14 protein-coding genes are annotated in these 16,440 nt (G+C 46.5%); 7 read left to right on the top strand and 7 right to left on the bottom strand.

Annotated elements, in window-relative coordinates:
* The first annotated feature begins 109 nt into the window (after nt 1–109).
* On the top strand, nt 110–1,657 hold the full coding sequence (gene gpmI, locus FTU45_RS05290; RefSeq protein ID WP_180076067.1) for a 2,3-bisphosphoglycerate-independent phosphoglycerate mutase: 1,548 nt from the start codon (nt 110–112) through the stop codon (nt 1,655–1,657).
* 30 nt (nt 1,658–1,687) lie between these two features.
* Complete coding sequence (locus tag FTU45_RS05295) at nt 1,688–2,860, top strand: S41 family peptidase (protein ID WP_180076068.1); 1,173 nt, start codon at nt 1,688–1,690, stop codon at nt 2,858–2,860.
* On the opposite strand, the gene FTU45_RS05300 is transcribed toward FTU45_RS05295, so the two are convergent.
* The 3 genes from FTU45_RS05300 to FTU45_RS05310 are packed head-to-tail and all read right to left on the bottom strand — an operon-like array spanning nt 2,861 to nt 6,524.
* Entirely contained in the window at nt 2,861–4,285 is a 1,425-nt protein-coding gene (locus FTU45_RS05300; RefSeq protein ID WP_180076069.1) for a sigma-54 dependent transcriptional regulator, read from the bottom strand.
* A gap of 15 nt (nt 4,286–4,300) precedes the next feature.
* Nucleotides 4,301–5,866: a nitrogen regulation protein NR(II) gene (locus FTU45_RS05305; protein WP_180076070.1), complete on the bottom strand. Its 1,566-nt coding sequence runs from the start codon at nt 5,864–5,866 to the stop codon at nt 4,301–4,303.
* A 22-nt stretch (nt 5,867–5,888) separates the two neighbouring features.
* The gene (locus tag FTU45_RS05310; RefSeq protein WP_005108454.1) at nt 5,889–6,524 is read right to left on the bottom strand and encodes a response regulator; all 636 of its coding nucleotides are present in this window, start codon (nt 6,522–6,524) and stop codon (nt 5,889–5,891) included.
* Nucleotides 6,525–6,743: 219 nt separating this feature from the next.
* On the opposite strand from FTU45_RS05310, the gene FTU45_RS05315 reads away from it, so the two are divergent.
* Nucleotides 6,744–7,811 (top strand): serine hydrolase, encoded by a 1,068-nt coding sequence (locus FTU45_RS05315; RefSeq protein ID WP_141667085.1) that lies wholly within the window; start codon nt 6,744–6,746, stop codon nt 7,809–7,811.
* Between the two features lie 54 nt (nt 7,812–7,865).
* Here the strand turns inward: FTU45_RS05315 and thrC are convergent, their stop codons facing one another.
* From thrC to xerD, 4 genes are all read right to left on the bottom strand, one after another.
* A complete protein-coding gene (gene thrC, locus FTU45_RS05320; RefSeq protein ID WP_005094446.1) occupies nt 7,866–9,005 on the bottom strand; it encodes a threonine synthase in 1,140 nt (379 codons plus the stop codon).
* A gap of 57 nt (nt 9,006–9,062) precedes the next feature.
* Complete coding sequence (locus FTU45_RS05325; RefSeq protein WP_005094444.1) at nt 9,063–10,367, bottom strand: homoserine dehydrogenase; 1,305 nt, start codon at nt 10,365–10,367, stop codon at nt 9,063–9,065.
* A 125-nt stretch (nt 10,368–10,492) separates the two neighbouring features.
* Nucleotides 10,493–11,305: a DsbC family protein gene (locus FTU45_RS05330; protein WP_180076071.1), complete on the bottom strand. Its 813-nt coding sequence runs from the start codon at nt 11,303–11,305 to the stop codon at nt 10,493–10,495.
* A 99-nt stretch (nt 11,306–11,404) separates the two neighbouring features.
* Nucleotides 11,405–12,322 (bottom strand): site-specific tyrosine recombinase XerD, encoded by a 918-nt coding sequence (xerD, locus tag FTU45_RS05335; protein WP_005094442.1) that lies wholly within the window; start codon nt 12,320–12,322, stop codon nt 11,405–11,407.
* 175 nt (nt 12,323–12,497) lie between these two features.
* Here xerD and FTU45_RS05340 point away from each other — a divergent pair, with 175 nt between their 5' ends.
* The 4 genes from FTU45_RS05340 to murD all read left to right on the top strand — a co-directional run bounded on the left by FTU45_RS05340 (nt 12,498) and on the right by murD (nt 16,427).
* On the top strand, nt 12,498–12,758 hold the full coding sequence (locus FTU45_RS05340; protein ID WP_004281065.1) for a FeoA family protein: 261 nt from the start codon (nt 12,498–12,500) through the stop codon (nt 12,756–12,758).
* Nucleotides 12,755–14,611 carry a ferrous iron transporter B gene (locus tag FTU45_RS05345; protein ID WP_005094440.1) on the top strand — a complete coding sequence of 619 codons (1,857 nt, stop codon included), beginning with the start codon at nt 12,755–12,757 and terminating at the stop codon, nt 14,609–14,611. Before FTU45_RS05340 ends, FTU45_RS05345 begins: the two co-directional genes overlap by 4 nt.
* A gap of 56 nt (nt 14,612–14,667) precedes the next feature.
* A complete protein-coding gene (locus FTU45_RS05350) occupies nt 14,668–14,919 on the top strand; it encodes a DUF6587 family protein (protein ID WP_005094438.1) in 252 nt (83 codons plus the stop codon).
* A gap of 161 nt (nt 14,920–15,080) precedes the next feature.
* The gene (murD, locus tag FTU45_RS05355) at nt 15,081–16,427 is read left to right on the top strand and encodes a UDP-N-acetylmuramoyl-L-alanine--D-glutamate ligase (protein ID WP_034608365.1); all 1,347 of its coding nucleotides are present in this window, start codon (nt 15,081–15,083) and stop codon (nt 16,425–16,427) included.
* Nucleotides 16,428–16,440: the final 13 nt, after the last annotated feature.

Consider the following 16,440-nt stretch of genomic DNA (forward strand, 5'->3'; position numbering starts at 1 on the left):
AACAAATCAATCGCGATGAGTGGCTTAAACCATACTCTGGTCATGGCCTCTTTTTGCAAACTTCGCTAAAATAGAGCGATTAATTCGTAGACGAACAGAGTATTTCATTATGACGGATGCAACTGCTGGCAAAATCCCTCACGTTTTGGTGATTATGGATGGTGTGGGTCATCGCGAAGCGGTCGAAGACAACGCGTTTTTAGCAGCTAAACGACCAAATTTAACTGCAATGCAGGACAAGCATCCGCATGGTTTGATCTCGGGTTCAGGCGAAGATGTTGGTCTGCCAGATGGCCAGATGGGGAACTCGGAAGTCGGACATATGAACCTCGGTGCAGGTCGTGTGCTGTATCAGGATTTTACCCGGATTACCAAAGACATTCGTACCGGTGATTTCTTCAATCATGAAGTACTCGTCGATGCGGTTGAAAAAGCCAAAGCTTCAGGTGGTGCAGTGCATTTGCTCGGCCTTTTATCTCAAGGCGGTGTGCATTCGCATGAAGACCATATTGTTGCGATGGCTGAACTGGCACTCAAACGTGGTGTCAAAGTTTATTTGCATGCTTTCCTGGATGGTCGTGATACGCCGCCACGAAGTGCCCAGCCGTCATTGGAAAAACTGGATGCCTTATTCGCACAATATCCAGGTCAAGGTCGTATTGCGACCATGATTGGCCGTTATTTTGCCATGGATCGTGACAACCGTTGGGATCGTGTTGAACAGGCCTATCGCTTGTTGACTGAAGGTGAAGCGGTTCGTACAGCTGCCAGCGCAGTTGAAGGTCTGGATCAGGCTTACGCAGCCGATGAGTCGGATGAGTTTGTCAAAGCGACCCGTATTGGCGAGCTGGCAAAAATTCAGGATGGCGATAGCGTCGTATTCATGAACTTCCGTGCCGATCGTGCCCGTGAATTGACCCGCGCATTTGTGGAAAAAGACTTTGCCGGTTTTGAACGTAAAGTGGTGCCAAATCTGGCGAAGTTTGTCATGTTGACGCGTTATCAAGCCACGATTGATGCACCTGTGGCGTATATGCCTGAAGCATTGGTCAACTCGATTGGTGAATACCTGTCTAACTTGGGTAAAACTCAGCTGCGTATCGCGGAAACAGAAAAGTATGCGCATGTGACCTTCTTCTTCAGCGGCGGCCGTGAAGATGAATATCCGGGTGAGAAACGTATCCTGATTCCATCGCCAAACGTAGCCACTTATGACCTTAAACCGGAAATGAGTGCTTATGAAGTGACTGATGAGCTGGTGGCTGCGATCAATTCAGGTGAATTTGATCTGCTGGTCGTGAACTTTGCTAATGGTGATATGGTCGGTCATACGGGTGTATTCGATGCTGCGGTGAAAGCTGTTGAAGCAGTTGATACCTGTTTGGGCCGGGTTTATGAAGCGGTAATGGCGCAAAAAGGTCATATGATTGTGACTGCCGATCATGGTAACGTAGAGCAGATGCAGGACTATCACAGTGGTCAGGTACATACTCAGCATACCACTGAACTGGTTCCATTTATTTATGTGGGTCCAACTCAGGCCACGATCGCAGAAGGCGGTGTATTGGCAGATGTTGCACCGACTTTATTAAGCCTGATGCAAGTTCCAGTGCCTGCTGAAATGCAAGGTCGTAACCTGATTCAGCTTGATGCATAATTTTCGATAAAATTCTAAAAAGGTCAAAGAATGACAAGAACACGCTGGAAGTCTGTTGTAATACCATGCTTACTGATGTGTTTGAGTCATTCAGCCTGGGGTGCGGGTTCAAATGAGCCCGCATTCGATGATATGGAAATGGATGGGCAGGTCTATTCTGAAATCCCTGTAGCATCTATTCAGGAATTCGTACAAATTTATGGCATTGTAAAAGATAATTATATTCAAGATAAAAATGACGATGCCTTATTCCAACAGGCCATTCAGGGTCTGGTCAGTGGCTTAGACCGCTATTCCCGTTATTTGTCGCCTGAAGATTATAAGCAGCTGCGTGAATATACCGAAGGGGATCTGGCCAGCATTGATTTTGATCTGCAATTTGACCCGCGGTTGAAGCAATGGGTGGTTCAGGGACTGAGTGCCGATGCAGATTCAGCCAAGCAAGGACTGCGAAATGGCGTCACTGTTTATAAAATTGACGATCAGGTCTTAAGTAGCCTGAATCAGGAACAAGTCCGGCAGTTATTGAGCGGAGCCGTTGGCTCTACGCTCATGATTCAGCTCTCCCCGCAAAGTCCGGCCGTTCGTCTGGTCCGCAATACCAAACTGGATACTGAAATTAAATCGAGCCTGCACAATAATCAGGTTCTGGTTTTACAGATCAAGGTTTTTCAGCAAGATACTGCCAATGAAATTAAACGTCTAATCGAAAGTTACTCGGATAAACGCTTAAAAGCCGTATTATTTGATCTGCGTAATAACCCGGGAGGCTTATTGTCTGCAGCAGTTGAATCTGCCGATTTATTTTTGAATCAGGGCGTAATTGTCTCGACCAAAAGCCGTGCTGAAGGCAACCAGCAATTTCAGGCCTTGCCGAGTTTTGAGTTCCAGAATCTGAAAGTTGGGGTGCTGATTAACAACCGCTCGGCTTCTGCAGCAGAAGTGTTTACTGCAGCCTTGAAAGAACATAATCGTGCCTGGGTAGTCGGAGAAAAGAGCTATGGCAAAGGCGTAGTGCAGAAACTCTTTCCTTTAAGCAATGATTCAGCCTTACAGATGACCGTATCGCAATACTTTAGCCCGAGTGGCCAGATGATTGAAGGGCGGGGCGTGCAGCCGCATTTCAACTATCCGTTTAAGCAGGAAATGCGTGAGGAGAGCTATCTGGAACATGTTACAGACTTGCTGCTCCTACAAAAATAATTATTCGTCTTCTTCGGTATCCAGTCCGAACTTTTTCAAACGATAGCGCAGGGAACGGAACGACATGCCGAGTTTTTTTGCGGCCAGTGTTCGGTTCCAGTGCGTTAGATTCAGCGCATTGAGTAAAATTTCTTTTTCGACCTTTTCCAAATACAGCTCTAGACCCTCTTCAGGCAGCTTTTTAGGTGCAATCAGGGTTTCGGTCGCAATAATCTCGCTCGTGAGCGTATTCATCTCCTGAGGGCTGTTTAGCGCCTGACGCAGCGGTGCACTCTGCAAATGCTGAAGATCAATCCGCTCTTCATCACTTAAAGTAATCGCGCGTTCCATAATGTTACGTAATTCACGTACATTACCTGGATAATATTGTCCCAATAAGAACTCTTTGCTGCGTTCGGTCAGTTTTTTATTGGAAATGCCCCATTCCTGGCAAATCTTCTGAATAAAGTGTTCGGCCAATAACAGAATATCCTGGCCGCGTTCACGCAGCGGCGGTAAAGTCAGATCCATTACATGAATACGGAAATATAAATCCTGACGGAATTTGCCTTGTTGCACCAAGGCTTCCAGATCCTGATGCGTGGCACTGATCACACGGAAATCCACATCAATTTCGGTATCCGAACCGAGTGGACGAATACGTTTTTCCTGTACGGCACGTAACAATTTGACCTGCATAGAAAGCGGTAATTCTGCAATTTCATCCAGAAACAGACTGCCACCATGGGCAGATTGAATCAGTCCCTGTTTGTCCTGAGCAGCGCCGGTAAAGCTGCCTTTCTTATGCCCAAACAGTTCGCTTTCCATCAACTCAGTCGGAATGGCACCACAGTTAATCGCAATAAAAGGACCTTCATTGCGGTTACTCAGGCGATGGACCAGATTGGCCACCACTTCCTTGCCAGTTCCCGATTCGCCAGTAATAAAAACCGGTGCCTGTGAGCGGGCAATTTTTTGTAAGGTAATACGTAAGTGCTGAATCGGTATCGATTGCCCAATCAGCATTTTATGTTCTAAAGCATCATTTGGATTATTATGGGAATAATCCACCGGTTTATTCAGTGCTTTTTGTAGCAGCTGTTCCAGATGTTTCTGATTGATCGGTTTGCTGACAAAGTCAAAGGCACCGGCCTTGAGTGCAGCAATCGCGATTTCCATGTTGCCATAGGCGGTCAGAACCGCGACAGGAAGTGCAGGGTAGAGATGGCCAATCCACTCCAGTAACTCCAAACCATTGCCATCGGGCAGGTTCAGGTCAGTTAAACAGGCATCATATTGATGATCTGCAAGACATTTTTTAGCATCTTGCAGACAATGTGCGATGTGCGTACGAATCCCCATCCGCAGCAACGACATTTGCATGAGGGTGCATAAATCTTCTTCATCATCCACCAAGAGCACCAGTGGCTGTTGTTCCACACTCATTTCCCTTAAACCCCTTTATACCGTAATACGTTGGCAGCTAATGCGAAAGCATGCGCCCTGTTCTTGTTGTATATAGTTTAATTGTGCCTGATTTGCTTCACAAAAACTATGTGATAAGTACAGTCCTAATCCGGTTCCACTAATCGAGGTGCTGAAAAAAGGTTGAAATAATAGGGCCTGGTCGTGTATGGCTACACCTGAGCCGAAATCCCGGATATCAATCCAGACCCGATGTTCATAGGGATGTATATTCAGCTGAATGTAATTGGCATCTGCTGAATTGTGACGGATGGCGTTGCGAATCAGATTTATCAGGATTTGCCGGAATTGTGCCTCATCAAACTGAATCGCCAGCGAGACATCAATATTAAATTGAATCTGATCACGAATATCAGCCAGATCTTCCTGGATAAATAACGGGATAAATTCATTGAGATGAATCGGCACCGGATGGGTTTCTTTATTTTTGACCATATTCAGTGTGTCCTGAATAATCCGGTCAATCCGGGTCGCCTGCCGGCCAATCATCTGGTGGAGTAGCTGTTGCTGTTCAGCTTCCGAGTCTAGATACAAATCATTGGCCTGGACAATGGCGGCTAGAGGATTACGAATTTCATGCGCAATACTGGCCGAAAGCTGCCCCAGTGCGGCAAGTTTGAGTTGTTGCACTTGCTGATTGAGTTTTTTGGCATCCTGTAATACCAGTAGCGTTAGGGTTTGATGCGGTACAATCAGCTTTTGTACCTGGACATGAATGTTATAGCGACTTTGCTGGGATTCAAACTGAAAGCGTTCACCATTTTCCAGCGTTTCAAAATGGATCAGTTCAAATAAATCCGGCTGTGACTGGTATAAGGTAAATTTTTCCAGACCGTATTTGGATTCAATCCCAAGCAGATGACAGGCAGCAGGATTACTGAGTACCACATGATAATTTTCATCCAGAACCAGATAACCGGTTTCAATTTGCTCCAGAATATAACGGTTAATATTCTGTAAGCGATAAAGTTCCAGCGATTGAGAGAAGTTCAGGTTTTCCAGAATCTGAAAACGGCGCACGGCAATTTGCCCGGTGCCATAGACGACAAAAAACAAAAAGGCCAGCAGGGCGCTATTACTGATATTGCTAAGTGAGGAAAATGCAAAAATACTGCCGATAAAATGCTGATAGATAATGCTAATGACGGCAATCAGGGTGAAGACCAATGCTTTTTTTGCATCTAATAATAAAGATGCAGAAAAAATGGTAATCACGAACAGCAGCCCGATTTGCAGATTCGGACCATTGCTGGCCAAGGTCAGCAAACTTAATAGGCAGACATCAACAAAGAAAATCATGATCAGCTGCGGCTGGATCAGACGTCTGATCCACTTCAACGCGAACAGCTGTACCGTATTGATTGCTACCCAGATTCCCAGCGCATAATAATACAGCTGCGGATATTGGTAGTCGCTGGTCAGTTCGGGGTAGGTCAGTAGAAAAATAAGCAGCAGGCCAGTGCTGATCAGCAGGCGATAAGCGCTATACCAGATACCAAGATGATATCGGTTGAGAGCAGAGTAACTAGATGGTTGTGCCATATGCACCGGAACTCGTTAAAGGCTAGGGTTTAATGAGTCCATAGCGCATGGCCAGATGCGTCAGTTTGACATCACTATCAATATTCAGTTTTTCAAAAATACGATAACGATAAGTATTTACGGTTTTGACGCTGACAAAGAGCTTGTCAGCAATTTCCTGAGCGCTGATACAGTTCACCACCATCATCGCCACTTGCATTTCACGTTCTGACAGTGCATCAAAAGGCGATTGCTGTGTATCAGAAAGGTAAGAACTCGCTAACTGTTCTGCAATGTCGGCACTAAAATATTTACCGCCTTGCATGACTTTATTGATGGCGCGAACCATTTCTGAAATCGGCGCCCCTTTGGTAATATAACCTTTGGCTCCGGCTTTTAATAACAGCGAAGGATAGGGTTCTTCTGCCAGACCGCTGACAGCCAGTACTTTGGTTTCAGGGGCGCTCTGAAGCAGACGACGCGTGGTTTCTACGCCACCAATGCCCGGCATATTCACATCCAGTAAAACCACATTCGGATGATGCTGACGAACCAGAGAAATCGCTTCTTCACCAGATTCAGCCTGTCCAATCACCTGAACCTCCGCATGGTCTTCCAGCATTCTGCAAATTCCAGTACGTACTAATTCATGGTCGTCCACAACTAAAACTGTGATCACCTACGCTCTCCCTCTGTTAAAAAAATCATTTTTTTGTTACATAAAGCAAAATAAGCTTGCAATGAAAGTACAAAATTAGCAATCCTATTCGCAAGATAAAATCTGAAACTTATCACACAGTGTCAAGATCAAAAAATGTTCTGCAATGTGTTTAAATGTAAGGCATATTAGAGGTAATACGCAAATCAATCTTACCTCTGTTAGTTGAGTGAAGAAATAGTGAAGAAAATAAACAAGTCTTTAAGGCATGTATTGGGCCTGTCCGTGTTAGTCAGCATGAGTGCGACAAGTTTTGCTGAAATCATTATGAATTCTGGCACGACAGAGGGCGGATCCAGCATTAGTTGGTCTTCTGAGGAAGTCAATCAGCTGATGAGTGATGATTTCCGTGTGGCTGCTGATGAGCCTTCGCCACCCGGTTCAGCCACCGTGACCACGACCTTGCGTCAGAGTGTACCGAGCACCCAGCAGTCGGTCAGTGTTCAGCAACCAGCAAAAACAACACAGATTTTTGATACAAACAGTTATAGCAATCAACCCTCTGTAAATGCCCGTGCTGCATTGGTTATGGATGCGCAAACCGGTGAGGTACTGTTTAGCAAAAACACCAATACCGCTTTGCCGATTGCATCTATTACCAAATTAATGACAGCAGTGGTGATTTCCGATGCACGTTTAAACATGTCAGAAAAAATCACGCTGCAACAGGCTGATTTCTCTTGCGCAGGTTGTAAAAGCTCAAGCTCGACCTTACGTGCTGGCGATAGCATGAACCGTGCCGAAGCTTTATTGTTTGCTCTAATGAAGTCTGAAAACCCGGCAGCTGCAGCCTTGGCGCGAACGTATCCAGGTGGTCGCAGTGCATTTATTGCAGCGATGAACAGTAAGGCCAAGGCCTTAGGCATGAATTCATCCCGCTTTATGGAATCAACCGGCTTACACCCTGGAAATGTGGCATCAGCACGTGATTTGGGTATTTTAGTGAATACCGCTTCTCAATATGGTTTGATTCGTCAATTCTCGACCACACCAAGCTATGACTTTAACTTGGGTTATCGTGTATTGAAATCGAATAATACCAATGCACTGGTGCGTAACGGCGGCTGGAATATCAATATTTCTAAAACCGGTTTTATTAATGAAGCAGGGCGCTGTGTGGTGATGCATACGACCCTGAATAACCGTCCGGTGGCAGTGGTACTGTTAGGTGCAAATAGCTCACAGGCGCGTACCAATGATGCGACCCGTTTGATGAGCTGGGTGAGCCAGCAACCAAAACGAATCTAATCTCTGCGCTCATAAAAAACCCTGCAAATGCAGGGTTTTTTATTCTGGCTGAAATTACATGTTCGACAGAATAGAGTCTTTTACCTGAGCCATGGTTGCGTCGATAGACAGCATCACCGCATCGGCACATTGTTTGATCGCGGTATCTGGATCTTTTAGACCATTACCGGTTACGGTACATACGATTACTGAACCTTCAGCAATTTTACCTGCTTTGATATCACGGATTGCACCGCCAACAGACGCAGCAGATGCAGGTTCTACGAATACACCTTCATACATCGACAGCAGACGTTGTGCTTCAAGAATCTCAGCATCCGTCAGTTCATCAAACCAGCCGTTTGAATCACGAACGACGGCTTTGGCATGATTGAAACTTTGCGGATTACCAATACGAATTGCAGTTGCAACAGTTTCCGGATTTTCTACTGGACCACCACGCAGGAACGGAGCAGCACCAGACGCTTGGTAACCGGCCATGATTGGCAAGCCAGCCGGTTTAGGACCAGTGAAAGCATCGGTTTCAGCATCGTAAATCACTTGCTCAAATTCTTCTTTCGACTGATTGGCCACCGCTTCGGTATAGCCCATCCAGTGTGCAGTGATATTACCTGCGTTACCCACTGGCAGGCAGTGGTAATCCGGGGCACGACCTAAAGCTTCAACGATCTCGTAAGCAATGGTTTTTTGACCCTGCAGGCGGTACGGGTTGATTGAGTTTACAATCGTTACCGGTGCCTGATCTGCAACTTCCTTCACCAGACGCATGCCGTCATCGAAGTTACCACGAATTTGCATGGTGATCGCACCATACATCATCGCTTGCGCCATTTTACCCATGGCAATTTTGCCTTCCGGGATGAGCACGAATGCTTTGATACCGGCACGAGCAGCGTATGCAGCCGCAGCAGCAGAAGTATTACCAGTGGATGCACAGATGATGGCTTTAGAGCCTTCTTCAACGGCTTTGGTCACTGCCATAGTCATACCGCGGTCTTTAAATGAACCAGTCGGGTTTAAGCCCTCGTACTTCACATAAATTTCAACATCTTTACCAATAATGCGTGGAATATTCTCAAGCTTGATCAGTGGAGTATTACCCTCACCCAAAGAGATCGCACGAGTAGTTGCAGACACTGGTAAACGGTCGCGATAGCGGTCAACTAAACCAGTATAACGATTGGCATTCGACATGATGATGTTCCAATTGTGTGTAGAGCTTGGCAAGGGGAAATACTCCCCTTAACCCGATTAATTATCAAGCGATTCTAAACGAATTCGTACAATTTCGCCATGAATGACGGGTAATGCTTGAATTTGTGAGAGCGCTGCATCCATTTTTGATTCGACGATAGGATCGGTCAGAATCACGATCGGAATAAGGTCTTTTAAGCGAGGTTGCTGCATGATGGCATCAATACTGATCCCGGCACGACTGAGGATCGTGGTGACATCGGCAAGCACGCCCATTTGATCTTCGGCATTAATACGGATGTAATAGCCGGTGGTCATTTGTTCACGACTCAAGATCGGTAAATCGGTCAGGGCTTCAAAGGCCAGTTGCGGAATGGTTCCAGCACCGTCTTCGGTATAAATGATATCACGGACAATATCCACCACGTCTGCGACCACAGCAGAAGCCGTTGGGCCTGCACCCGCACCTGCGCCATAGTACAGCGTTGGGCCAACCGCATTGGCTTGTACCAGTACGGCGTTTTTCACGCCATTGACGTTGGCAATCAGTTCTTCTTCAGGAATCAGGGTTGGATGAACACGGAGTTCAATCCCGGCATCGGTGCGGCGTGCAATTCCCAGGTGCTTGATACGGAAACCGAGGTCTTCTGCATATTTCACATCTTGTGCAGTGACTTTGCCAATACCTTCAGTAAAGACTTTGTCAAACTGTAGCGGAATACCAAAGGCACATGACGCCAGAATGGTCAGCTTATGTGCAGCATCAATACCTTCCACGTCAAAGGTTGGATCGGCTTCGGCATATCCGAGTTCTTGTGCTTCTTTGAGTACGTCTTCAAAAGTACGGCCTTTTTCACGCATTTCGCTGAGAATGAAGTTCCCCGTACCATTGATGATGCCCGCCAGCCATTCAATCTTGTTGGCCGCCAGACCTTCACGAATCACTTTAATAATGGGAATACCGCCAGCCACTGCCGCTTCATAGGCAATCTGCACGGCGTTGTCTTCAGCCGCTTTAAACAGCTCATTCCCATGTTCAGCCAAGAGTGCTTTGTTGGCAGTGACAATATGCTTGCCATGTTTCATGGCTTCCATAATAATTTCAAAAGCAGGATGAATCCCGCCCATGACTTCGACCACCACGTCTACGTCAGGTTGACGCACGATGTCCATCAAATCTGCACTTTGTTTCACTGATGCAGGTAGGTCCAGATCAGGACGTGGACGACGGGTGCCTACATAGGTAATTTCAATTTCACGACCGGTGCGACGTTTAATCTCAGCAGCATTTTCTTTTAATAGTTTCAAGGCACCACCACCTACAGTACCAAGACCGAGGATAGCCAGACGAACTGGTTTCACGTCACACTCCAAATAAACAGTTTTTTACGAGAACCTAGATCATAGCTAAAAAAACGCCATGACTCTAGGGTCATTTCAGAATATCTTTATGTATAAAATAAAGTTAAATAACGTATTAAAATGAGTTATTTAAGTCGCTTCAATAATTCAGCGCTAGACAGATATCCGCCTAGGTAAACCCCTTCCGAACTATAAATGGCAGGGGTGCCATTGACGCCCATATTCAGGCCCATGTGATATTGATCTTGAACAGGATTTTCACATTTCTCTGCACTAATCTGTGCGCCGGCAATGGCCTGATCAAAAGCACTATGACGGTCAGCACTACACCAGATTGCTTCCATGGCCGGCATATGCTGTTCACCACGCGGCCAGGCGATATAACGAACCTCAATACCTTTACTATTCATTTCATCCATTTGTTCATGGAATTTATGGCAATACGGACAGCTGACATCGGTAAAGACATAGACCACATGCTTGGCCTTGCCTTTGGCCGGATAGATCAGCAGATCTTCTGCTTTCAGTTCGGCAAAGAGTTTGTTGTTGATTCCGGCTTGCAGGTTTTCACTGACATTATGCAGCTGTTTATCACCGAGTCGGATCACGTCGCCCTGAATCAGGTATTTACCATCGCTGGTGACATAGACCGCAGACATATCTTCCAGACTGACCCAGAACAGGTTCGGTACTTCGGTGGTTTTAATATCGATAATTTTGGCACTGATCCCCGCAGTTTTGAAATGCTTTTCCAAGGTAGAGACCAGACGCTGTTGTGCATTGCGTTCGGTCAGGGTAGAGGCTTCTCCCGTTGCTGGTGCACTTGCAGTCAGTGTATCTTGCTTTTTAGTGTTGTTATCGGAATTGGAACATGCGCTAAGCCCCAAACCAGCAGCAAGTGTACAAGCCATAAAAACTTTTGAGCGGGCAAATGTCATAAATAACCCTTTTCTTCTTGGACTAAAAACAGAGCATTAGCATAACAAAAAAAAATACAAACACGTCAAACTTCTCAGTTTATTCCATATGTAGATGTTTTAAGCCCGTGGATGATGCGCTGCATGCAGCTGCTGCATCCGCACTTGCGCGACATGGGTATAAATCTGGGTGGTCGACAGGTCACTATGTCCAAGCAGCATCTGTACCACACGTAAATCTGCGCCATGATTGAGCAGATGCGTCGCAAAGGCATGCCGCAAGGTGTGCGGTGACAGCTCGGATGCAATCCCGGCCTGTAAAGCATAGCGTTTAATCGCATACCAGAAATTTTGCCGGCTCATGATGCCGCCATGCTGAGTCAAAAACAGATAATCGGTTGAGGTTTTATACAGTTGTGGACGGGCTTCATTCAGATATTTTTCCACCCATTCACAGGCCATGTGTCCCATCGGTACCAGCCGTTCTTTATTGCCTTTACCGACGATGCGTAAATAGCCCTGTTTTAAGTTAATCAGTTCCAGACGTAAGTTAATCAGTTCAGTGACACGTAAACCGCAAGCATACAGCACTTCAAACATGGCACGGTCACGCAGGCCTAAAGCAGTATTGATATCGGGGGCATCAATCAAGGCCTCAACATCGGCTTCAGACAAATCTTTGGGCAAGGCACGGCCAAGCTTCGGGGTTTTATGCGCTGCCACCGGATTATCACTACGCAGCTTCTGTTCACGCAGAAATTTATAAAATGAACGCAAGGCTGACAGACAGCGGGCAATTGAGCGTGGGCTTTTTTGCTGTTTGGTCAGTGCAATCAATACATCGGAAATATCGTCATGGGTCCATTCTGGCAAAGGCTTGCTCAGACATTCTGCACATTGCAGCAAATCAGATAAATAGGCATTTCGGGTGTGTGGACTGACCGTTTGCGCAATCAGATAATCACGAAAACCCTGTAAATAGCTCAAGGCTTCAGGAATTTGAACCGGGGCGGGAATACGGGGTTTTTTATTCAGCATAGGGTGCAAGGATCTGATCTGAAAAAGCGATGAATTTAATAGGTATTCTCCACTGTAGTTTAATTTCACCAGACTGTCGATGTGATATAAAAACTAATTCAGCATGTAATCAATCTTATTTGTTAATTATTCTCATTTGTTTGTATACTGTACAAAATAGTTCAGGAATTTCACGGTGCGTTTGTCTGATTTAAAAGCAAAACAAATTGCCATCATTCGAAAAGTGAGTCGAACAACTGATGGTGAAAGTGCTCTACACGATGTCGTCGCGAGTCGTTTGGAAACTCTAGGCTTTGTGCCGGGTACGAAGGTACAGGTGATTACGAAAGGTATTTTTGGTGGAGATCCCATTTTGATTCAAGTTGGATTTACCCGTTTTGCTTTGCGTAAATCAGAAGCAGCCAAAATTGAAATCGAACAGGCGGTGTCGGCATGAGTGATACATTACGTATTGCCCTTGTCGGTAACCCTAATTGCGGTAAAACTTCATTATTCAACCATTTAACCGGAACACGCCAAAAAGTTGGTAACTATGCGGGGGTCACGGTTGAACGTAAAGTCGGTACGTTTCAGCTTGCTTCAGGCAAAGCGGTGCGGGTACTGGATTTGCCAGGAACTTATAGTCTGGATGCGACCAGTCCGGATGAAGAAATCACCCGTAATGTGGTGCAAGGTAAAATCGCAGAAGAACAGCAGCAGGATGCATTCTTATGTGTAGTAGATGCCACTAACCTGAAACTGCATCTGGGTCTGGTCCTAGAAATGATTGCTTTGGGTCGTCCGATTCTGGTTGTACTCAACATGATGGATGAAGCACGCCGTCGTGGGATGCAAATCAATACCCAGAAGCTGTCTGAACGTCTCGGCGTGCCCGTGGTGGAAACTGTAGCGGTACGCAGTTCAGGGATTGAAAACCTGAAGAATGCCCTGGATCAGGGAAAATTCTCGGTACCGCAGACTGAACTGAGTGGCTTAAAGGGTGACCCGCATCAGCAGGTAGAAGTCATTCTGAACGACGTGGTCAATTTCGTCGATCAGGAAGACAAACGTACTGATTTTCTCGACAGGATTTTTTTACATCCGGTACTGGGTCTACTCAGCCTGGCTGTAATGATGTTCGTGATTTTCCAAGCGGTATTTGCCTGGGCTGCGCCGTTTATGGATGGCATCGAAACCTTCTTTGGTTGGCTCGGTGAATTCCTCGGTGAATATATTGCTCATCCTTTACTGAATAGTCTGGTGGTGGACGGGATTATTGCTGGTGCCGGCGGGGTGGTGGTATTCCTGCCACAGATTCTGATTCTGTTCTTCTTTATTCTAGTCTTGGAAGAATCAGGTTATTTACCACGAGCAGCCTTCTTGCTCGATAAGCTGATGTTTAAAGCGGGCCTGTCAGGCCGTGCCTTTATTCCGTTATTGTCCAGCTTTGCCTGTGCCATTCCGGGCATCATGGCATCGCGTACCATCAGTGATCCGCGAGATCGTTTAACCACGATTTTTGTGGCACCGCTGATGACCTGTTCAGCACGTTTGCCGGTATATGCCTTGCTGATTGCAGCTTTCATTCCACAGCAAACTGTCTGGGGTTTTATGAACCTGCAAGGTCTGGTGTTATTTGGCCTGTATATGGCGGGTATTGTCAGTGCTCTGGCGGTGTCTTTTGTACTGAAATTTTTCCATAAAGATAAATCCCAGCACATGCTGTTGATGGAGCTGCCAAGCTACCGTTTCCCGGATCTGAAAAACGTCTGGATCGGCTTGCTGGATCGCGGCAAAATCTTCTTGAAGCGGGTCGGCGGTATCATCTTTGCCTTATCGATTGTACTCTGGTTCCTGTGTACCTTCCCGCAACCCCCAGAAGGTGCGACTTTGCCGGCGATTGATTATTCACTGGCAGGTATGCTCGGTCATCTGATGCAGCCAATCTTTGCACCGCTCGGTTTTAACTGGCAGATCTGTATTGCCTTGATTCCAGCCATGGCAGCACGTGAAGTGGTGGTTGCTGCATTGGGCACTGTCTATGCACTGTCTGCCGTAGATGACGATGCAATGTCCGAAGGTCTCTCTTCACTCATCAGTAGTGGTGGTGATCTGGGCTGGTCAGTGGCGACAGGTCTGTCTTTACTGGTGTGGTTTATTTATGCACCGCATTGTCTGGCAACTTTGGCGACAGTCAAACGTGAAACTGGTTCCTGGAAAACGGTCAGTATCATGACGGTTTACCTGTTTGGCTTGGCATATTTCATGTCATTCCTGACTTATCAAATTGCTTCATATTATTTGGGCTAATCTCAGGTTGGCCTCGGCCCGTTGAGCTTGCCTGAGTATATGCATGGGAGATTGAGATGATTGAAATTCTGATTGTGGCGGCACTGGTGCTGTGGAGTGCGCTGGTGGTATTTAAAAAGGTGTTTCCGAACACCTCTCACTCAGTCTTCCAGAAGCTGTCTGATGCCTGCGCAGCAAAAGGCTGGACGCGTCTGGCCAAATGGCTGCAACCGGGTATGGCTGCAGGCTGTGGTGGCAACTGTGCCTGTCCGGTGTCGGAGCAAAGTGCACAGGAAAAGCCGGCCCAGCAAGCGGTCAAATGGAAATAAGTTCCTTTTTGGCTGTAATTTTAAAAACCGTCATGAGCATGACGGTTTTTTTACGCATGGACACAAAAAAATATGCAGAAAGCTCAATCAGAAAAGGCATTCAAAACAGCAAAGTGCTACCATTTCGTCAGTTTCAAAATAGACCAAAATATGGGGCGAAAATGTTAATACAACGTGGTGGGTTAAAAGTCGTTGCAGGACTCGGAATATCAGGTGTTGCAGCAGTCAATTTCTTACATGACCAGGGCTACCGCGTTGCAGTAACGGATTCTAGAGCCATCCCTCCGGGACATGACCAGATTCCGGCCGAAGTCCAGACCAGTTTCGGCCAGTTTGATGCCGAGCTGTTGCTGTCTGCAGAAGAAATCGTGATCAGTCCGGGACTGGATCCAAAATTGCCAGAAATTCAGGCGGCGATGGCGCAGGGTATTCCTGTGGTGAGTGAAATCCAGATTTTACGCCGTGCTACGGATAAGCCCATTGTCGCGATTACCGGTTCCAATGCCAAAAGTACAGTGACCACTTTGATTGGCTTAATGGCAGCCGATGCTGGCAAAAAAGTCGCGGTCGGTGGCAATCTGGGACGTCCTGCACTGGATTTAACCAAAGATGATCCTGAGTTATATATCTTAGAATTATCCAGTTTTCAGCTGGAAACTACTTCAAATCTGGCGGCTGAAGTGGCGGTGGTACTGAACATGAGTGAAGATCATCTGGATCGGCATGGCGATATGATGGGCTATCACACCGCCAAGCACCGGATTTTTCAGGGTGTGAAAAAAGTGGTGTATAACCGGGATGATTCTTTGACCCGTCCTTTGGTGCCAGATGTGACGCCGATGCAAAGTTTTGGCCTGAATGCACCCGATATGAACCAGTATGGGATTCTTAAAGATACCGATGGTGGCATCTGGTTGGCGCGTGGTCGTGAACGTCTGTTAAAAAGTACCGAGATGTATATGCAGGGCACGCATAATGTTGCCAATGCCCTGGCTTGTCTGGCACTCGGTGAAGCGATTGGTTTGCCATTGGACAGCATGCTAAACACTTTAAAAACCTTCAAAGGTCTGGAACATCGCTGCGAATTTGTCAAAGCAGTGCAGGGCGTACGTTATTATAACGACTCCAAAGGCACCAACATCGGTGCAACCTTGGCGGCTCTCGATGGTCTCGGTATGGCGATTGAAGCCCAAGGTGGCAAAGTTGCGATTATTCTCGGTGGACAGGGCAAAGGACAGGACTTTAAGGCTTTGCGTGAATCATTGAGTAAATATGCCAAGATTGCAGTGCTGATTGGTGAAGACCGTCCGATCATCGAAGCAGCGATTAGGGGCACGACTGAGCTGGTTCATGCAGAGAGTTTGCAGCAGGCCGTAGAAATCTGCCAAAAGCACACCCAGGCAGATGATGTCGTGCTATTGTCTCCTGCATGCGCAAGTTTTGATATGTTCTCGGGTTATCCTGAGCGTGGTCGCAAGTTTGTTGCGTATGTGAATGAACTCAATTAAGAATAACAAGGAT

The sequence above is a fragment of the Acinetobacter sp. YH12106 genome (assembly GCF_013418995.1).
GTDB lineage: Bacteria > Pseudomonadota > Gammaproteobacteria > Pseudomonadales > Moraxellaceae > Acinetobacter > Acinetobacter pseudolwoffii.